The organism is Bacillus mexicanus (genome assembly GCF_050445615.1).
GTDB lineage: Bacteria > Bacillota > Bacilli > Bacillales > Bacillaceae > Bacillus > Bacillus mexicanus.
In genome coordinates, this window is the sequence record NZ_JBCEYV010000002.1 from 151,282 (window position 1) to 168,148 (window position 16,867).

General features: G+C 46.3%; 17 protein-coding genes and 1 pseudogene. 5 read left to right on the forward strand and 13 right to left on the reverse strand.

What is annotated here, in order from left to right:
* Positions 1–75: 75 nt before the first annotated feature.
* The 5 genes and pseudogenes from pucE to allC form a co-directional block, all read right to left on the reverse strand.
* A complete protein-coding gene (gene pucE / locus AAGG74_RS10440) occupies positions 76–582 on the reverse strand; it encodes a xanthine dehydrogenase subunit E (protein ID WP_429675357.1) in 507 nt (168 codons plus the stop codon).
* On the reverse strand, positions 573–2,810 hold the full coding sequence (gene pucD / locus AAGG74_RS10445; protein WP_429675358.1) for a xanthine dehydrogenase subunit D: 2,238 nt from the start codon (positions 2,808–2,810) through the stop codon (positions 573–575). The genes pucE and pucD overlap by 10 nt, the downstream gene beginning before the upstream one ends.
* Positions 2,807–2,902 (reverse strand): annotated as a pseudogene (locus AAGG74_RS10450) (hypothetical protein); the annotation flags it as partial. The pseudogene AAGG74_RS10450 and the gene pucD, both read right to left, overlap by 4 nt.
* 255 nt (positions 2,903–3,157) lie before the next feature.
* Positions 3,158–4,408 carry a pyridoxal-phosphate-dependent aminotransferase family protein gene (locus tag AAGG74_RS10455; protein WP_429675359.1) on the reverse strand — a complete coding sequence of 417 codons (1,251 nt, stop codon included), beginning with the start codon at positions 4,406–4,408 and terminating at the stop codon, positions 3,158–3,160.
* A 16-nt stretch (positions 4,409–4,424) separates the two neighbouring features.
* On the reverse strand, positions 4,425–5,663 hold the full coding sequence (gene allC / locus AAGG74_RS10460; protein WP_429675360.1) for an allantoate deiminase: 1,239 nt from the start codon (positions 5,661–5,663) through the stop codon (positions 4,425–4,427).
* Between the two features lie 315 nt (positions 5,664–5,978).
* On the opposite strand from allC, the gene AAGG74_RS10465 reads away from it, so the two are divergent.
* The gene (locus AAGG74_RS10465) at positions 5,979–6,848 is read left to right on the forward strand and encodes an endonuclease I family protein (RefSeq protein WP_429675361.1); all 870 of its coding nucleotides are present in this window, start codon (positions 5,979–5,981) and stop codon (positions 6,846–6,848) included.
* 32 nt (positions 6,849–6,880) lie between these two features.
* Here AAGG74_RS10465 and AAGG74_RS10470 read toward each other — a convergent pair whose 3' ends face one another.
* Positions 6,881–7,984, reverse strand: coding sequence for an ABC transporter ATP-binding protein (locus AAGG74_RS10470; protein WP_429675362.1), 1,104 nt, complete (start codon positions 7,982–7,984; stop codon positions 6,881–6,883).
* A 178-nt stretch (positions 7,985–8,162) separates the two neighbouring features.
* Between AAGG74_RS10470 and frlR the strand changes: the two genes are divergently transcribed.
* A complete protein-coding gene (gene frlR, locus AAGG74_RS10475) occupies positions 8,163–8,891 on the forward strand; it encodes a transcriptional regulator FrlR (protein WP_162103470.1) in 729 nt (242 codons plus the stop codon).
* Positions 8,892–8,915: 24 nt separating this feature from the next.
* Here the strand turns inward: frlR and AAGG74_RS10480 are convergent, their stop codons facing one another.
* The 7 genes from AAGG74_RS10480 to AAGG74_RS10510 form a co-directional block, all read right to left on the reverse strand.
* Positions 8,916–9,770 carry a fructoselysine 6-kinase gene (locus tag AAGG74_RS10480; RefSeq protein WP_429675363.1) on the reverse strand — a complete coding sequence of 285 codons (855 nt, stop codon included), beginning with the start codon at positions 9,768–9,770 and terminating at the stop codon, positions 8,916–8,918.
* Between the two features lie 13 nt (positions 9,771–9,783).
* Positions 9,784–10,686 carry a carbohydrate ABC transporter permease gene (locus tag AAGG74_RS10485; protein WP_225493371.1) on the reverse strand — a complete coding sequence of 301 codons (903 nt, stop codon included), beginning with the start codon at positions 10,684–10,686 and terminating at the stop codon, positions 9,784–9,786.
* A gap of 3 nt (positions 10,687–10,689) precedes the next feature.
* Positions 10,690–11,568, reverse strand: coding sequence for a carbohydrate ABC transporter permease (locus AAGG74_RS10490; protein WP_162103473.1), 879 nt, complete (start codon positions 11,566–11,568; stop codon positions 10,690–10,692).
* Between the two features lie 57 nt (positions 11,569–11,625).
* A complete protein-coding gene (locus tag AAGG74_RS10495; protein WP_429675364.1) occupies positions 11,626–12,894 on the reverse strand; it encodes an ABC transporter substrate-binding protein in 1,269 nt (422 codons plus the stop codon).
* Between the two features lie 80 nt (positions 12,895–12,974).
* Entirely contained in the window at positions 12,975–13,961 is a 987-nt protein-coding gene (frlB, locus tag AAGG74_RS10500; RefSeq protein ID WP_162103475.1) for a fructosamine deglycase FrlB, read from the reverse strand.
* A gap of 215 nt (positions 13,962–14,176) precedes the next feature.
* Complete coding sequence (locus tag AAGG74_RS10505; protein ID WP_162103476.1) at positions 14,177–14,551, reverse strand: nucleotide excision repair endonuclease; 375 nt, start codon at positions 14,549–14,551, stop codon at positions 14,177–14,179.
* A 99-nt stretch (positions 14,552–14,650) separates the two neighbouring features.
* Positions 14,651–15,775 (reverse strand): NAD(P)/FAD-dependent oxidoreductase, encoded by a 1,125-nt coding sequence (locus AAGG74_RS10510; protein WP_429675365.1) that lies wholly within the window; start codon positions 15,773–15,775, stop codon positions 14,651–14,653.
* Between the two features lie 158 nt (positions 15,776–15,933).
* On the opposite strand from AAGG74_RS10510, the gene AAGG74_RS10515 reads away from it, so the two are divergent.
* From AAGG74_RS10515 to AAGG74_RS10525, 3 genes are all read left to right on the forward strand, one after another.
* Entirely contained in the window at positions 15,934–16,077 is a 144-nt protein-coding gene (locus AAGG74_RS10515) for a spore protein (RefSeq protein ID WP_162103478.1), read from the forward strand.
* A complete protein-coding gene (locus tag AAGG74_RS10520) occupies positions 16,077–16,355 on the forward strand; it encodes a hypothetical protein (protein WP_429675366.1) in 279 nt (92 codons plus the stop codon). The genes AAGG74_RS10515 and AAGG74_RS10520 overlap by 1 nt, the downstream gene beginning before the upstream one ends.
* A gap of 156 nt (positions 16,356–16,511) precedes the next feature.
* A complete protein-coding gene (locus AAGG74_RS10525) occupies positions 16,512–16,862 on the forward strand; it encodes a BLB8/JUQZ-1 family protein (protein WP_429675367.1) in 351 nt (116 codons plus the stop codon).
* Positions 16,863–16,867 lie beyond the last annotated feature (5 nt).

Here is a 16,867-nt window from a genome sequence, read left to right on the forward strand (position 1 = left end):
AAACGTAAACGCAAACCCCTTGATCATAAAAATCAATTTTTCACACAAATGAAGTCCGACTTTAAAAAGCGGACTTCACTTTCCTCTGTTCAACTCTTTTCTGATCCTGCAAGCCGAACGCATAATCCCGCCGTATCCTGTACATCGGCATAAATTCCCTGCCAGCCCTTCTTCTATGTCTTCATCTGTGGGATGCGGGTTTTCCTTGAACAACGCTTTAAGCGCAATGATCATTCCCGGCGTACAGTAGCCGCATTGAAAGCCTCCTTCTTCCAAAAAAGCGGTTTGGCACATATCCAGCTCTTCTTTTTGAAGCCCCTCGATGGTTGTGATAGAGCGGCCATCTGCTTGATAGGCCATCGTCATACACGCATTGGCCAGCCTTCCGTCGATTAGGATGGAGCATGCTCCGCAGCGGCCGATTCCGCACGACACCTTTGTCCCGGTCAGCTGAAATTCCTTTCTAAGCAGGTCACTCAGACGTGCCGTGGCAACGGCTGAAACCTTCCGCTCCTGCCCATTCACAGTCATTCGGAACTGTTCCTTTTTTATAGGAAATGATGTAGCTTCTTTTACGTCCATTGCTTCAGCCCCTTTCTGTCTATCGCTTCCAGCAGCTCCTCTTTTGAAATCGGCAGCTTATTTATCCAGCAGCCGACCGCATGATGTACAGCTTTTACAATGGCAGGAGTGATGGCGATCGTTCCGATTTCACCAACACCGCGCGGTCCGTAGGAATCACCTTCCAGCAGCTCTTCTATTGCGGTTAGCTTCATGTCGGGAACATCCTTCACACCGGGAATGATATACTGATCGAGATTTTCCGCGACATAACGGCCATCCGTCATTTTCGCTTCCTCCATCAGCGTATAGCCGAGCGCCATGGCGGCGCCGCCTTCAATTTGACCCTGATAGCCCTGCGGACTGACAACCGGCCCTGCCGCAATGGCGTGCTCACAATCTATCACTTTGACTTCACCCGTTAATAGATCAACCGCCACCTCAACGGCGGCCGCTCCAAATGAGTAGAGAAAATGTCCGCCGTCCACAGGATCAGGCGTTGTCGGAAAATCGAATGCGGTTTCTTCTGTCAAAGGGCCAATTTCAGCCAGCTCTCTATACGTCACCACGATTTCCTTCGAGTTTTGATCACGCAAGCCTGCGGCGCCGAGAGTAAGGTTTTCTGCTGAACAGACGCCCCATTCTGCCGCCCGTTTTTTTAACTGAGATAAAAATGGCTTCTTCAAACGCTGAATCGCATGCCAGACCATACTTGTGCCGCGGGATGCTGTAGATGAGCCTGACTTCGGTACTTTTGCGGTGTCACCAATCACAATAGATACATCCTCTGCGGCACAGCCCAGCTCCGCGGTGACAATTTGTTCAATCGCCGCTAAAATTCCCTGTCCACACTCTTCAAATCCGAACGAGGCTGTGATTTTGCCGTCACCTGAAAGGGACAAACGGCCTCCTGCCGCATCCATTCGGCCATACCCCAGCCCGCCGCCGTGCATCGTAATGGCCGCTCCCGTTCCTCTTCGGATAAATCCCGAGTTGCGACAGTTTCGGGTGAGAATAGGAGATGCAGAAATAGCTTTCAACACCTTCGCCGCTCCGTCAGTCGGTGCAATCAGATGCTCTAACGGCCCTAAGTCATGCGATTTTCTCAAATTTTTTCTTCTCAGCTCCAGCGGGTCGATGCCGAGCCTATCACTGAGACGATCGAGATGGGTTTCGAGGGCAAATGTAATTTGATTGCCGCCAAAGCCCCGGAATTCTCCTGCCACTCCATTGTTCGTAAACACAGATATTCCTTCCGTGCGGATATTTGGAATGCGGTACGGTCCCGCGGCATGCTCGACGGAAAAATCAAGAACGGCTGATCCAAGTGTGGCGTAGGCGCCTGTATCAGCCACGATTTTCACATCATGAGCCAAAAGCTTTCCTGCTTGATCTGCACCCGTTTTGATTGTCACTTTCATCGGATGGCGCTTGATGCCAGAACGTACAGATTCCTTTCTCGTCTGATGGATTTTGACAGGGCGCCCGCTTTTCAGGGCCAAAAGCGCGGCATACGGCTGGATATTCAGTTCATCCTTTCCGCCGAACGAGCCGCCCATCGGACTCGACACTACTCTGATCTTTTCCTCAGGAATGCCCAAAATACGAGAAAGCTGGAAACGGTCTTTATAGCCGTGCTGTGTTCCTGCATACATCGTCAATCCCCCGTCATCTTCCAGAACGGCTGACCCTCCCTCTGTTTCCATATACGAATGCATCTGCCGCGGCAGTTCATAGATTTCTTCAAGAACTGTATTAGATGTTTGAAATCCTACCTCCACATCGCCGTTTGAAAAAAACGCGCGGTGTAGGATATTCCCGTCCTCATGCAGCTTGGGTGCGTCCGGCCGAAGCGCTTTTTCCGGTGAATCAATAACCTCCAGCTCTTTATACTCCACATGTATCAGCTCCAGCGCCGCTTCCGCGATTTCCTCCGTTTCCGCAGCAACTGCGGCGACAGCATCCCCGACATATCGCACCCTCTCCTCGCATAAAACCGGCTGATCAGGGGTGACGATTCCAAATCGGTTTAAACCAGGAACGTCTTGATAAGTGACAACGGCCCGCACACCTTCCATTTCTTCCGCTTTCATGGTGCAAATTGATACGAGCTCCGCATGAGGATACGCGCTTCTTAATACTTTGCCATACAACATTCTGGGAAAGCTGAGATCGGTCATATATTTCAGTTCCCCTGTGACCTTTCCCCTGCCATCAGGTCTCACTCTTGACGGTTTGCTGACGATCATTTATTCTCCTCCTCAGCCATCAGCTCTGCCATGATGACATTGGCAGCAGCCTTTTTTCTGTATGAAGCTGACATAAAAGCATCTGCGGAAAATTGTGTGCACAGTTGCCAACACTGCACCCTCCTCTCAAAAATCGTTGTAAGGAACAACTCGTTCAGCGTGATGTTATAGGTAACTTGTATAAAGAATAGATGATGGGAGGAAAAATAACTCATGCTTTGTCAGAAAATACAACAGATCGAGAGAGGATTTGTAAAAAGAGTCAAACGAAGAAAATCAGATTGGAGAAAAAGCGAAATCGTATCGCTAAAAAAGCTTGCGGCGTTCCCGCAAGCTTTCTTTATTCTTTACACCGCCGCCTGACGGCCGGCGTTTTCATACACATCAAGCGCTGCTTGGAGCGCTTTACCCGCTTCAATCTTTGCGCCATGTCTGAGCAGTACAGCCTCTAATCCGGCAAGCACAAACAGCACATTTTCTTTTCGGCAGCTGTAGCCCATCGTGCCGATTCTCCAAATCTTCCCTGACAGCGGTCCGAATGAGCTGGCGATTTCAATACCGAATTGCGCCAAAAGCGTATGGCGGACAGACTCGCCGTCAATATCGCAGGGGATTTCTACGCAGGTCACAACAGGCATTTTGCAGCTGTCATCTCCAAACAACTTTAGCCCCATCGCCTTCACCCCTGCAACTAATGCGGTTTCATGGTGACGATGCCGCTCAAATCGGGATTCAAGACCTTCTTCAAGCACCAGCCTGACACCCTCACGCAAGGCATACAGCATCGTCGTTGCTTCAGTATGATGATTGAGCCGCCGTTCACTCCAATAATCCTCAAGCTGGCTCAAATCAAAATAATTGCTTGTGATCGGCCGGTTTTCAGAAAGCGCTGACCTGTCAGCATGTGTCGCAATTCCCCGCTCCACCTTTTTGCGCGCCGCAATCACATCTGCCACCCGCTCATTATATGTGATCGGCGCCATTCCAGATGGAACAGACAAGCATTTTTGCGTGCCGCCGATGGCCGCGTCAATCTTCCAATCATCAACGCTGACCTCGCAGCCCCCAATCGTCGCAACTGCATCGACAATAAACAATGCATCCTCGGCGCGGCAGGCTTCGCCAATTGCTTTCAGCGGGTGAATCCGTCCTGTCGATGTTTCCCCATGCACCATTGCGACAATTTTCGGCTTCACTTTTTTGATTTCCCGTATGATATCATCCGGGTCAAAAACCGCACCCCATTCACACTCAAGCATATGAACATTCGCCCCGTACCGCTCGGCGATTTCAGTCAACAAAAAACCGAAGCGCCCATAAATCGGAACGAGCACATGATCTCCCGGTTCAATCACACTCGCAAGCACCGCCTCAATACCCGCCCGTGAGGTGCCGTCAATCGGATAGGCCCAGCGGTTTTTTGTTTGGAACAGCTCCCGAAGCATCTCCATCGTTTCATTCATGATAGCTGTAAACGCTGGATCAAATTGGCCGACGACCGGGGTGCCCATCACTCTTAATACACGCGGATCAACCTCAACAGGACCCGGCGTCATAATCGTTCTTAAGGGCGTGCATAATTCATTCCTGCCTGACACAGCCATTCCTCCTTTATCAGTAAGCGAGTTTGTATAATAAATCAGTCAATGCGTGGACACCGATCTCAAGCTGTCTGCCTGAGGTGTATTCCTTCGGTGAGTGGCTGATGCCGCTGCGGCTTGGCACAAACAGCATACAAGCTGGATATCGTCTTCCGATCATTTGCGCGTCATGTCCTGCTCCGCTTACCATTTCTTCACAGCTGATGCCGTTTTCTGCCGCTGTTTCAAGAGCAGCAGCCTTCAGTCCTTTGTCCATTGGTACAGGCTCTATCCGCATATATTCATCAATGATGGCACGAATCCCTTTTTGGCGGCAGAGACCGTTGATCAAAGCAGCCATGTCTTCATGAAATTGCTCCAGCACATGCTGATGCTGATGGCGAATATCGATCGAAAACTGCACTCGGCCCGGTATGACATTGGCTATATTAGGATCTGCCATTATTTTCCCGCATGTCAGACGAAGCTCTTCCGGCTGCTCTCCCGCACGAAGTAGCAGTTCATGAATGATATGGCTGCTGGCTGCGAGCGGGTCCTTGCGCCATTTCATGGAGGTAGTTCCCGCATGATTGCATTCCCCCTCCAGCGTGACGAGATATCGCCTCTGTCCCGCAATACTTGTCACAATGCCGAGATCCCTGCCCGACATTTCCAACGTTTGTCCCTGTTCAATATGAAGCTCAACAAAAGCGCTGATATCTTTCCTGTACGCTGATTGAAATACACCTTTGCCAAAACCGTTCTCATACATCGCAGTTTGCAGAGAGACGCCTGCTTCATCTCTCGGTTCGACAGCATCCTGTAATGAAAAAACACCCGTCATATTTCCTGACCCCCAATAGGTCTTTGGAAAACGGCTGCCCTCCTCCTCACATAAGGACACGGCTTCGAGTGTTTTTTTCGGAGCTCCGTACGTTTCTTTGAGCTGCTTAATCGCAAGTATTGCCGCCAGCACACCATAAGCGCCGTCATATTTGCCCCCATTAATGACAGTATCGATATGTGAACCGGTTAAAATGACTTCCTCCGGATACTGTGTGCCTGAAAGCCTACCAAACACATTGCCGACATCATCGAATCTTGTCTCAAGTCCGAATGCCGACATTTCCGTCTTCACAGCGAGCTGCGCGTCCATCCATTCATTTGAATACAAAAGCCTCGTCACGCCGCCATCAGCAGTTGCGCCGTATTGGGCGAGCCATTCAATATAGTCTGTGATGCTGTTTTTGACGGAAAGCCTCTGCTTTTCCATGCACTCCCCCCTATGCCCATTATGGTGACTTCATTATAGAAGGAGTCCACCGATAGTTCATTGGCAAATGAACCAAAAAAACGTTTATTTTTTAGTTATAGTATCTATCAAAAGCATAGCGGAGTGGAGGAATCCAAGTTACACAAATGAATGAGGGAATTGCGTTACCATGTATTCGGACACATACATCAATGGATATCCGCCTCCTCCAAAAGGACTAATTTATAATTTTAATGAAAAATATACAAAATGACACTTCTATCCTTTATTTCAATTTTAGATAATAGACATGATCTGATAAAAGGAGGGCAAGTGATGACAAACATCATAAGGTTTTTGCCGCTCGTCTGTGTATTACTGTTTTCCGGATGGTTTGCGCCCGCCGCTTTAGCAAGCCCGCAAACCTCATGGAGCTTACATGACCGATTAGCAGCGTCTTCCTCTTCAGGTACCAGGGGGCTTCTCTCCTTAGCCGCTCCCGCTGCACCTCACGCAGACACAGATACCTATTATGAAGGAACTGAAGGAAAAACAGGAAAAGCGCTTAAAAACACCTTGCACAGCATTATCAGCGGACACACGATGCTGTCCTACAGCGAAGTATGGAATGCGCTGAAAGAAACCGATGAAGATCCGGCAAACCCCAATAATGTCATCCTGCTCTATACGAATGAATCGCGGTCGAAAAACCTGAACGGCGGCAATGTCGGCAATTGGAACCGCGAGCACGTCTGGGCGAAATCACACGGTAATTTTGGTACAAGCAAAGGGCCCGGCACAGACATTCACCATCTGCGTCCGGCTGATGTCCAAGTCAACAGCACCAGAGGAAATATGGATTTTGACAACGGCGGTACGGAATATGCGAAAGCGCCTGGAAATTATTATGATGAAGATTCATGGGAGCCTCGTGATGATGTGAAAGGCGATGTCGCCCGCATGCTGTTTTACATGGCTGTCCGTTACGAAGGCGATGACGGCTTCCCAGATCTTGAGCTTAATGATAAAACAGGCAACGGCTCAGCCCCTTATCACGGAAAACAATCAGTCCTTCTCAAATGGAATAGACAGGACCCGGTTGACGACCGCGAGCGAAAAAGAAATGAAATCATTTATGAAAAATATCAGCATAACCGCAATCCATTTATCGACCATCCAGAATGGGCGGCCGAGATTTGGCCGTAAGAAAAAGGTGCTCCTGTTCAGGAGCACCTTTCCTAATACACAGCCTCTTCTGTCTCCGCATCGAAAAAAACGACGTGATCCATTTTGACTGCCAGCTGGACCGAATCGCCTGCGGCGATTCGCGTGTTTCCATCCAGACGGACCGTAAGCCGCTCACCACCAGCCGTAACGTGTACGATCTGCTCCGATCCCAGATTTTCATTCACTTCTACCCTCGCTTTACACACTGAATCAAACAGCTGATCATGTCCGATCATTTGTGTGATATGCTCCGGGCGGATGCCGGCAATCATCTGTTCTCCGACATATCCCTTTTCCTTAATCCGCTTCGCTTTTTCTTCTGGAATATGAAGACGGATTGAAGGATTTGTGAAAAACAGCTCGCCATGCTGCTCTTCAATCACACCTTTCAGAACGTTCATTCCCGGAGAACCGATAAAGCCTGCCACAAACAAATTCGCCGGATAATGATAAATGTCATGAGGCTTCGCCACCTGCTGAATTTCTCCTTCATTCATCACGACAATCCGATCACCCATTGTCATCGCTTCAGTCTGGTCATGCGTGACATAAATAATGGTTGCCTCTAAACGCTGGTGCAGCTTGCTGATTTCTGTGCGCATCGTCACTCTCAATTTTGCGTCCAGATTGGACAGCGGCTCGTCCATTAAAAAGACCTTCGGCTCCCTCACAATCGATCTGCCAAGCGCCACCCTTTGCCGCTGCCCGCCGGAGAGCGCCTTTGGTTTTCTCTTCAGCAAATGTTCAATCTCTAAAATTCGAGCCGTCGCATGAACCCGCTCGGCTATTTCCTGTTTCGCCATCTTTTTGAGCTTTAATCCGAACGCCATATTATCAAAAACTGTCATATGCGGATAAAGCGCATAGTTTTGGAATACCATCGCGATATCACGTTCTTTCGGCGGCAGATCATTGACCCGCTCCCCATCAATGAGAAGGTTTCCTTCAGAAATGCTTTCCAGTCCCGCCACCATCCGCAGCGTCGTCGATTTTCCGCAACCTGACGGCCCCACCAGCACCAAAAGCTCTTTATCCTTCACATCTAAATCAAAGTCCTTCACCGTTAATTGTGTGTGATATGATTTTTTGACATGTTCGAATGTTAATGCAGCCATCAGACATTCCCCCTATCTTTTCATCTGTTATTTCGTCACTGGAAACAACTTGGTCTTTCTGTTATTTTTAGAGTAATCGATTCCCATTTTGTCTGGATATCTAAAATAAAATGTAAATTTGTATTATAACGTCATAATACATTATAATATGGTTAATAGGTTAAAAGGAGGCTACCCTTTGTTAAACAACGGAAGTTCTACACCTCTATACATCCAGCTAAAACAAATTATCACTGATGACATCAAAAAGGGCGTGTATTCCCCAACCGCCAAGCTGCCTACCGAAAACGAGCTTTGCAGCAAGTATAATGTCAGCCGCATTACCGTCAGAAAAGCCATTCTCGATTTAGTCGAAGAAGGTTATCTAATCAGGCAGCAGGGAAAGGGAACGTTCGTTAAAAGCCCTAAATTAAAACGAGAGCTGATTGCAGTAAACGGCTATTCGGAATTTATGGAATCAACCGGCAAAAAACCAAAGCATCATGTACTGTCCCACGAGATCATTCCGGCGGCAAAACCCATTGCCGAAAAGCTTCAAATCAATCCCGAGAGCCCTGTCGTTGAATTAAAACGGATTTTATATAATGATGACCAGCCGCTCACCTTTGAAGTGACGCATTATCCGTTGGATTTGTTTCCTGCCATTGATACCTTTATTGCCGATGGGGTATCCATGCATGATATTTTGAGACAGCAATACGAAGTTGCTCCCATCCACAATACGAAGCTATTAAACGTTGTATATGCCCAGCAGGAGGAAAGCAAATACCTGGATTGCGATATCGGGGATGCGCTGTTTGAAATTGATAAAACGGCTTTTACATCAGAGGACCAGCCCATCTACTGTTCACTGTTTTTGATGCACACAAACCGTGTCACCTTTACGATCAACAGCCCCTACACGTAACAGGCATAAAAAACGAGACACTGCTTATAGTATTCTCGTTTTTTCACTGCTTCCTCCGTCCTCCAAACGATAAGGATGGCCATAGCCGAAAGCCCCATACACACCGCATGTGTTCGCAGCCGTTTCTGCCGCTTGGCGCAAAGCGTGCGTGATATCCTGCGCCTCGCAAAAAGCCGTCAAAAAACCTGCTATAAATGAATCTCCCGCTCCAAGTGTATCTATTATATCAGCTTCCACAATCGGCTGATGATAGACTCGGCCACCCGCAGACAGAATTGCTCCCTCGCCCCCGCGAGTCAGACAAACGAATTTCGCTCCATACCCATGAGCTTTTTCAGCAAGCTCGCCGCACTCCGACTCACTCAAATCGCTCCCTGAAAAAAACGCATATGTCACATAAGGACAGACCTTCCTCAAATAATCATCCTCCCGATTGGTTGAAAAATCAAAGGAGACCGGGACCCGCCCGCACAGCTGCGGAAGATCGTTCTCAAGTCTGCTGTAGACACTGGTATGCAGCAGATCATGTCCGCTGATAAAGGCTAGATCTTTTTCCTGAAACACGAGACGAAGCCGGGACTGAATGCCGCCTTTATTTGATCTGACAAAAATCCGATCCCCCTGTTCATCAAGGGTGACAATCGCCATTCCGTTTTCTCCGTGCGCCTGACGGACATAGTCCGCATTGACTTTCTCCAACTTCAGCACGTTCAAAAGATGTGCCGCCGCTTCGTCATTGCCGACGATTCCGATATAGGATGTCTCATGTCCGAGCCGTTTGGCAAGCACTGCGACGTTTAAGGCATTTCCTCCCGGGTAGAACGTTTCTTGATCATGATAGTAATCGACAACATTATCTCCAACCGCAATCAATCTCATTTTACTTCCCCCTTTACCCTTTTACGCTTCCGCTCGCAATCCCGCGGACAAAATATTTCTGCATCAATAAAAATAGAATAATAATCGGTGCGGCTGAAATCGTTAATCCCGCCAGCAGGACGCCCCAATCTGTCTGTAATGCATCTCTGAACTGCATCAGCCCGGCTGGAATGGTCCGCAAGTTCTCATCATCGATAAAAATAATCGCAAACATAAATTCATTCCATGTATGGTAAGCCGTCAAAATGCCGGAGGTTACCAAAATCGGCACACTCATTGGTAAGAAAATTCTGAAAAATACCCCGAAGCTCGTACACCCATCTAAATAAGCCGCCTCCTCCAATTCTTTGGAGATTGAAAGAAAATAAGAGCGGATCAAAATAATGGTGAATGGGATCCGGTAAGCCGCATACGGCAGGATCAACGCCCAATACGTATTGTAAAGGCCCAGCGACTGAATAATAGAATAAAGCGGCACAAGGCTGACCTGCGGTGTCAGCATCAAACCGCCAAGACAAAGCACCAGAAAGAATCCTTTTCCTTTAAACTCAAACCGGGAAAGGCCGTATGCCGCCCACGCACTGATAAAGACAGTAATCACACACGTCAGCACCGTCACAATGACACTGTTCATAAAATAAGAAGAAATCCCCTGATTCCAGGCGGACACAAAGTTTTCCGGATGCCACGAAGACGGCAGCGACCAGCTGTGCTCAAAAATATCGTCCGAGTTTTTAAAGGCGCTCATCACCATCCATAAAAGCGGATAGGCGATCGCAATTAGATAAAGAAACAGAAAAACCCACACAGACGTTTCTCCGATGTACCATTTTCGTCTAGGTTTTCTTTTCATTTCAATGTGCTGGTCAGGCACAGGCTCCAATCTGAACGAATCTGTCTTCTTTTCAGGCAGCATCTGTTACTCCTCCTTTCCGGTTTTAAAGAATTTCATTTGCATGAGCGACAATGCGAGCGTAACGATTAACACAACGGTGGCAATTGCTGAGGCATAGCCCATCATATCCTTTGTAAAGGCGCTTTTATATAAAAACGTGCTTAAGACCTCTGAAGCATTTCCCGGTCCGCCGCCTGTCAATATGTACGGTTCATTAAATACCGTAAAGGCGCCGGTCAGCGTCATGACCACTGCAACAAAAGACATCTCTTTCGTCTGGGGAAGGGTAATATGAAAAAACTGCTGAATTTTCCCCGCACCGTCAAGCCGAGCCGCTTCATACAGCTCATCCGGTATTTTCTGGATCGACACAATGTACAGCATCGCAATATAACCGACAGATTGCCATTGAGACACAAAAATAACAGAAAGCATAGCCGTGCTGTCCTCCCCAAGCCAAGCCCTCGTCAGCTGATCAAGCCCTACCGCCTGAAGCAGCTGATTCAAAAGCCCCGTCTCAGGGTTGTAAATAAAATCAAACAACAGCGCGATCACCGTCATGGAAATGACAACCGGCAAAAAGAAAACGGTGCGAAAAAATGGCGACCATTTTCTGACCAGCTTATCCTCAAGCACCGCCGCCAAAATCAAGCCGCCAAATACTTGGCATACAATCGAGATCACTGCGTAAAGCACATTATTGGTAAGCGCCTGATAGAAGACAGGATCATGAAATAATTCAATATAGTTTTTCAAGCCGATAAACGTTTTTTCAGGAGAAAAAGAGCTCCACTGAAACAAGCTGAGGAAGACATTCTCAAAAATCGGGATATAAACGAAAAGTAAAAAAACGAGAGCAGGCACCAAAAACAAATAGGGAATGATTTTATTCTGATTGACCAAGGAAATCTCATCTCCTTTATAAAAAGAAAAGGTGCGAAGCTTCACCTTTTCTTTGCTTTATTTAGCTGACGCACTTACTTGCTTTGCTGCTTTCTGAACGGCTTTCATCACCTGTTCCGGTGTCATGTCGCCGCCAAGCATTTGCTGAACGCTCGTTAAGTACACATCTGCGATTTCAACATTGACATCCATATCAAACCACGGAACCATTGCTTTCGCATCAACAATATGCTGAACAGCTTCACGCTGAACGGCTGTAGAATTTTCTGCGGTTGCCGTTCCTTGCACTGCACTGTATTTTCCGACATCTTTAACAAGCTTTTCACCCATTTTTTTCGACGTCAGAAACTGCAAAAATTCCGCCGCTTCCTTCGGATGTTTTGTTTTTGAGGCAATCATAAATCCTTCCGGTGATCCCGTTAATACTTTTGAAGATCCTTTTTGGCCGCTGATTTCAGGGAATGGGAACAACCCAAGATTCACCGGTTCAACCAGCTTGATTTCCGCTGTTTCCGCATATATCATCGCCGATTTTCCGCTCTTAAATTGCTGTCTCACATATTCGTGATCGACGGAGTTTACATGTTTATTGAAGTAAGGCATCAGCTCCTGCAGCTTTTCAAGTGCTTTCACATAGCCTTCATCAGTAAATTCACCCGTTTTGGCGTTGTAATCCTTTTTCCGGGTTTTTTCATCGACCATCCGCTGATTGAGCGTGCCGATATAGTGCGAGATGGTCCAAGTCGCCTTTGTTCCAAAGCTGATCGGCGTATAGCCATTTTCTTTCAGCTTCTTTGACGCGTTCATTAATTCATCCCATGTCTTCGGAGGGGAAAGGTTCAATTTTTGAAAAATGTCTTTATTATAGAAGAATGATTTAGCGTCCATTTGCCACGGCACGCCATATTGCTTGTTTTCATAAGTAAATGGTGTAATTTGCGATTGAACGAGCTGTGATGACCAATCGGTATCATCTTTGTAGTAGGACGAGAGATCAAGTGCCTTATTGCCTCTGATGAATTTAAAAGCAAACTCGTCACTCCAAGAGAAGTAAATATCAGGAGGGCTGGCGGTTCCCAGCATGACCTTAATTTTATCTTTATAAGAGTCATTTAAAACGGCTTCAATTTGAATGTGGATATCCGGGTGCTCTTTTTCAAATTCCTTAACAACCTCTTCAAAATAACTTTTTTCCGGCTCCTTCGGCCATCTGTGGAACAATTTTAATGTCACCTTTCCATCCGCTGAACTGCCCTGGCTCGAACAGCCCGCAATGGTGAACATACTGACAGCTGCAATGATCAAAAACAACAACATTTTCTTCAAAGGGTTGGCCTCCTCTGGACATTAGACTATAATGTTATATAACATTATAGTCTAATGCATAATCATTCTTCAGTTTCAGATCAATATTCAACTTTCCACATGTATCTTCTATGAGATAAAGGATGATTTCTCGCCTCTGCCAGCTCGTCCGCATAGCGTCTCAGCACACGGTTGAGAACGAGCGGAGCAAGATAGCCTTTAACTGAATCGTCAATTGCAGTGAAATCATAAGATGCGGCATCAAGCACAGTGAGTTTTTTTCCATATTTTTTCGAGAAGGTAAGCGCCCGCTCTTCCAGAGGTCTTGTTTCGTCTAAACCGAGCAGGATGATAAACGGCACAGATTCATCAATAATTTCAAACGGTCCGTGAAAATATTCTCCGGCATGAATGGCGTGGGAATGAATCCATTGCATTTCCATGAGAATGCAGATGCTGTAAGAGTAAGCGACACCGTAGTTTGCACCGCTTGCCATTGTGTAAATAATGTTCTCTTTTTCATGAGCTTTTGCAAATTGCTTTGCATTGTCAGCTTCTTGCTTAAGGGCTTCTTCGTACACAGCCTGTAATTGATCTAAACCTTCAATCGCTTGTTCAAATTTCGTATTGTTTTCTAATACTTGCAGGACGCCGAAAACGATTTGATACAGAACACCATAGTTCGTATTGATCGCAAGCGCCTCATTACCCCAATCATACTGGGCAACATATTGCGCTTCCTGCGCTAAAGGAGACTCCGGTTTATACGTCATTGCAATCGTAAGTGCGCCTTTACCCCTTGCAAACGCGGCAGCTTTGACCGTTTCCGGGGTATTTCCCGAATGCGAGCACAAAATAACTAGAGACTTCTCACCAAGCTGAACAGGATTGCGCTGAATAAATTCATTAGAGCTGTAAAGGTCGGAGTTCATTGAATTTGACTCCCTGTCAAACACATACTTACTCGGATACATAAGGGCTGAAGAGCCTCCGCATGCGACAAAGAATACATGGTCAATGGTTTTCCCTTTCAAATCCTGCAAGAAAGCTTGAACCTCACGATTTACTTTTGATGTGACCTGACTCAAATCCTTCACTCCCTATTTTTATTATATAACGTTATATAACATTATATATTGTTATATTAAAATCTAAGGATGAGATTGTCAATATTATTTTCAGAAATTTCCCAATAGTTTATACAAAGTGATAGCCAAAGGGCCTATCTGTAGAAAAATGTCCAAATCAAAAGCCAGAGCTTAACATAAGCTCTGGCTTCGCTATTCAATCCGCAGACTGACTTTTATTTAAAAAATGCCTTGTCTATATTGTACTTCGATTGCTGTGTATTGATGATATATGTTTCATAAATGTCTCTATCCATTGGCTCATCAACTACACAGACTTCAATTTTATATACTTCGTCTCTATGTTGTTTGATCGGTGAGACATTGTCTTCAAAATGCTTCTTAATTCTTTGTCTTAGCTTTCTGGCTTTGCCGACAAACAGCAGCTCATCATGAATATTGTAAAACATAAAGATGCCGCCTTTATCCCTTGGTATCTGGTGAAAATCGATGAATCCGTATATCGCCTTTATTTTTGGCTCGTTCTCATTCGCTGACTGCTGTCGTTCGGTAATCGTGACATTCGGTGCAGGTATCTCAATTTTTATCAAAATCAGTTCACGTCCTCTTTTTCATTAAATATAAATGCTAACACAGACAGAAAGAAAAGAAAAGCTAGAACAGCTTTATACTATTTGTTTGTTATGCTTCTACTTATTATGCAACGCTCCGGCTGGATCATAAGGGCTAAGGTCAATTTCTGTCTGCTTCCCGAGAACCAGCTTCGCGAGCTCAGAACCCAAAAACGGCCCCATCGTTAATCCCGAAGCACCTAAACCGTTAGCGGCAAAAAGACCTTGAACGTTCGGCACAGCGCCGATAACCGGCAGAAAACCCGGCGTGAAAGGCCTGAAACCCACTCTTGTTTCAACGGCAGACGCATCAGCAAGACCAGGTGCTGACGCTAGCGCTTTGCTCAATACTTCATGCTGTCCTCCGGCCGTCACACGCAAATCATCAAGATCGGCATCGTTTTCGTGCGTAGCGCCCGCTATAATTCGACCGTTTTCAAATGAAAGAATGTACTGATCGTTTGGCGGCATCACAACCGGCCATGATCCAGTATCCGTGTCCATCATTTCAAAATGCATAATCTGCGCTTTCTGGAAGGACACTTGAAAATGAATGCCAAGAGGTTTCATGATCTCATTGGCCCATGCCCCCGCTGTCACAATCACCGCGTCAGCCGCAAACTGCTGTGTATCTGTTTGCACCCCGGTAACCGTTCCGTTTTCAAAAAGCAAGGATGCATTTCCTTTAATGATCACTGCGCCGCGTTTTTTCGCAGCGCTTAAAAGAGACCGGCGCAGCGCTCTTCCGTTCACACGCGCGGCGCCACTGATATGAACCGATTCATAGCCGTCAGCTAAAATCGGAAACAGCTTTTTCGTTTCACTTGCGGACAAGCGGGTAATATCGCCGATTTCCGGGGCATCCTCCCGTCTCTTATGGGCCCGCTCCTCCATCTTATCTAGCTTCAGCGTATCCGTATGAATACTGATCGCACCGACACGCTTATATCCTGTATCCGTTTCTCCATCCTCTTCTAATTGATGGATTAAATCCGTATAATACCGCGCGCCTCCCTTAGCAAGCTGGTACCAATCCTGGTTGCGGCGCTGGGAAAGCCAAGGACAGACGATCCCGGCAGCCGCATCAGTTGCTTGTCCTGGCTCGTTTCGATCAATAACAGTAACCTGAGCGCCTGATTGTGCGAGATGATAAGCCGTCGACGCACCTAATATGCCGGCGCCGACGATAATATAAGATTTCATATGTTAACACCTTTTCTATTATAATGTCTTTTCATTTTACCAAATCGAGTGCTTTCCTTCGACCTTATGCCCTAATATGAAAAAACGCGAATTCCGTCCAATCTTTTCATTCTCTTATCGAATATCCTGTCACTATCAATAGAGAAAGGATGGATACCATGAGCGAGCAACATCAAGTAAACCCAGAAAACACAGAGCGTGATGCGCCGGTTGCAAATGTCTCAAACAGCGGTAATTCAAAAGTTGTGGTCAGCGTAAATACAGATCAGGATCAGGCGCAGAAACAAGCCGGACAAGGATAATGAAGAAAAATATTATTCCTATCAACAGACACACACAAGACCTGCCCACTAATGAATCCGTGGTTAAAAACAGCGGCAACTCAGAAGTTCATATCGACATTCACATTGATACAATGCCAATCGCCTTTGCTATTTTATGCTCAGCATTAGCCGCAAAGCAGATGTCAAAAGAGGAGTTTGATACGGCTTATCACCAATTATTAGAAATGAAAAACACTCATAGCTCAACAGTGGACTCTGTCATGAATATTCAACCCAATGATATATCTGACAGTTAAAAAAGCAGCCGTAGGTTTAAATAATGCCTGCGGCTTTCTCTCATTTAAATAATAAAAATCCATTTGTTAACATTTTATACATATTGTGTAGAAGGAAGCGAGCTTTCTTTATCTAATTAGTAATGTGTAAGAAAAAATAAAAAAGGAGTGTTACAAATGAAAGTTAAAAAAGCTATTATTTCTGCACTAACAGTGTCTGCTTTGGCTTTCAGTTTAAGCGGTGTGGCTTCTGCTGAGGAAATGTCGGCTGCACCGGCATCTTCCATTCAAAATGCCTCACATAGTCCGATAAAAGTCATGGATGCCTTTTATCAGATGAAAGTAAACAGCTACTTAAATATTGCCAGAGCTGGAGCTACTAGCTACGTAGTAACCTCCGGCCGTGATTATATCTCAGTCAGTCAAAGCGGAATGGTATACAGCAAATCTATACCTGGGTCTGCCCAAGTCACAATCTATAAAGGATCGAGCGTACTAGGCGTTGTAACGATCAGCGTTCGTCAGTAAATAGA

What these genes read in the sequence shown, in the direction of transcription:
- pucE (WP_429675357.1), bottom strand. Translation starts at nt 582, where the DNA reads ATGGACGTAAAAGAAGCTACATCATTTCCTATAAAAAAGGAACAGTTC.
- pucD (WP_429675358.1), bottom strand. Translation starts at nt 2,810, where the DNA reads ATGATCGTCAGCAAACCGTCAAGAGTGAGACCTGATGGCAGGGGAAAG.
- allC (WP_429675360.1), bottom strand. Translation starts at nt 5,663, where the DNA reads ATGGAAAAGCAGAGGCTTTCCGTCAAAAACAGCATCACAGACTATATT.
- AAGG74_RS10465 (WP_429675361.1), top strand. Translation starts at nt 5,979, where the DNA reads ATGACAAACATCATAAGGTTTTTGCCGCTCGTCTGTGTATTACTGTTT.
- AAGG74_RS10470 (WP_429675362.1), bottom strand. Translation starts at nt 7,984, where the DNA reads ATGGCTGCATTAACATTCGAACATGTCAAAAAATCATATCACACACAA.
- AAGG74_RS10480 (WP_429675363.1), bottom strand. Translation starts at nt 9,770, where the DNA reads ATGAGATTGATTGCGGTTGGAGATAATGTTGTCGATTACTATCATGAT.
- AAGG74_RS10485 (WP_225493371.1), bottom strand. Translation starts at nt 10,686, where the DNA reads ATGCTGCCTGAAAAGAAGACAGATTCGTTCAGATTGGAGCCTGTGCCT.
- AAGG74_RS10510 (WP_429675365.1), bottom strand. Translation starts at nt 15,775, where the DNA reads ATGAAATCTTATATTATCGTCGGCGCCGGCATATTAGGTGCGTCGACG.
- AAGG74_RS10515 (WP_162103478.1), top strand. Translation starts at nt 15,934, where the DNA reads ATGAGCGAGCAACATCAAGTAAACCCAGAAAACACAGAGCGTGATGCG.
- AAGG74_RS10520 (WP_429675366.1), top strand. Translation starts at nt 16,077, where the DNA reads ATGAAGAAAAATATTATTCCTATCAACAGACACACACAAGACCTGCCC.
- AAGG74_RS10525 (WP_429675367.1), top strand. Translation starts at nt 16,512, where the DNA reads ATGAAAGTTAAAAAAGCTATTATTTCTGCACTAACAGTGTCTGCTTTG.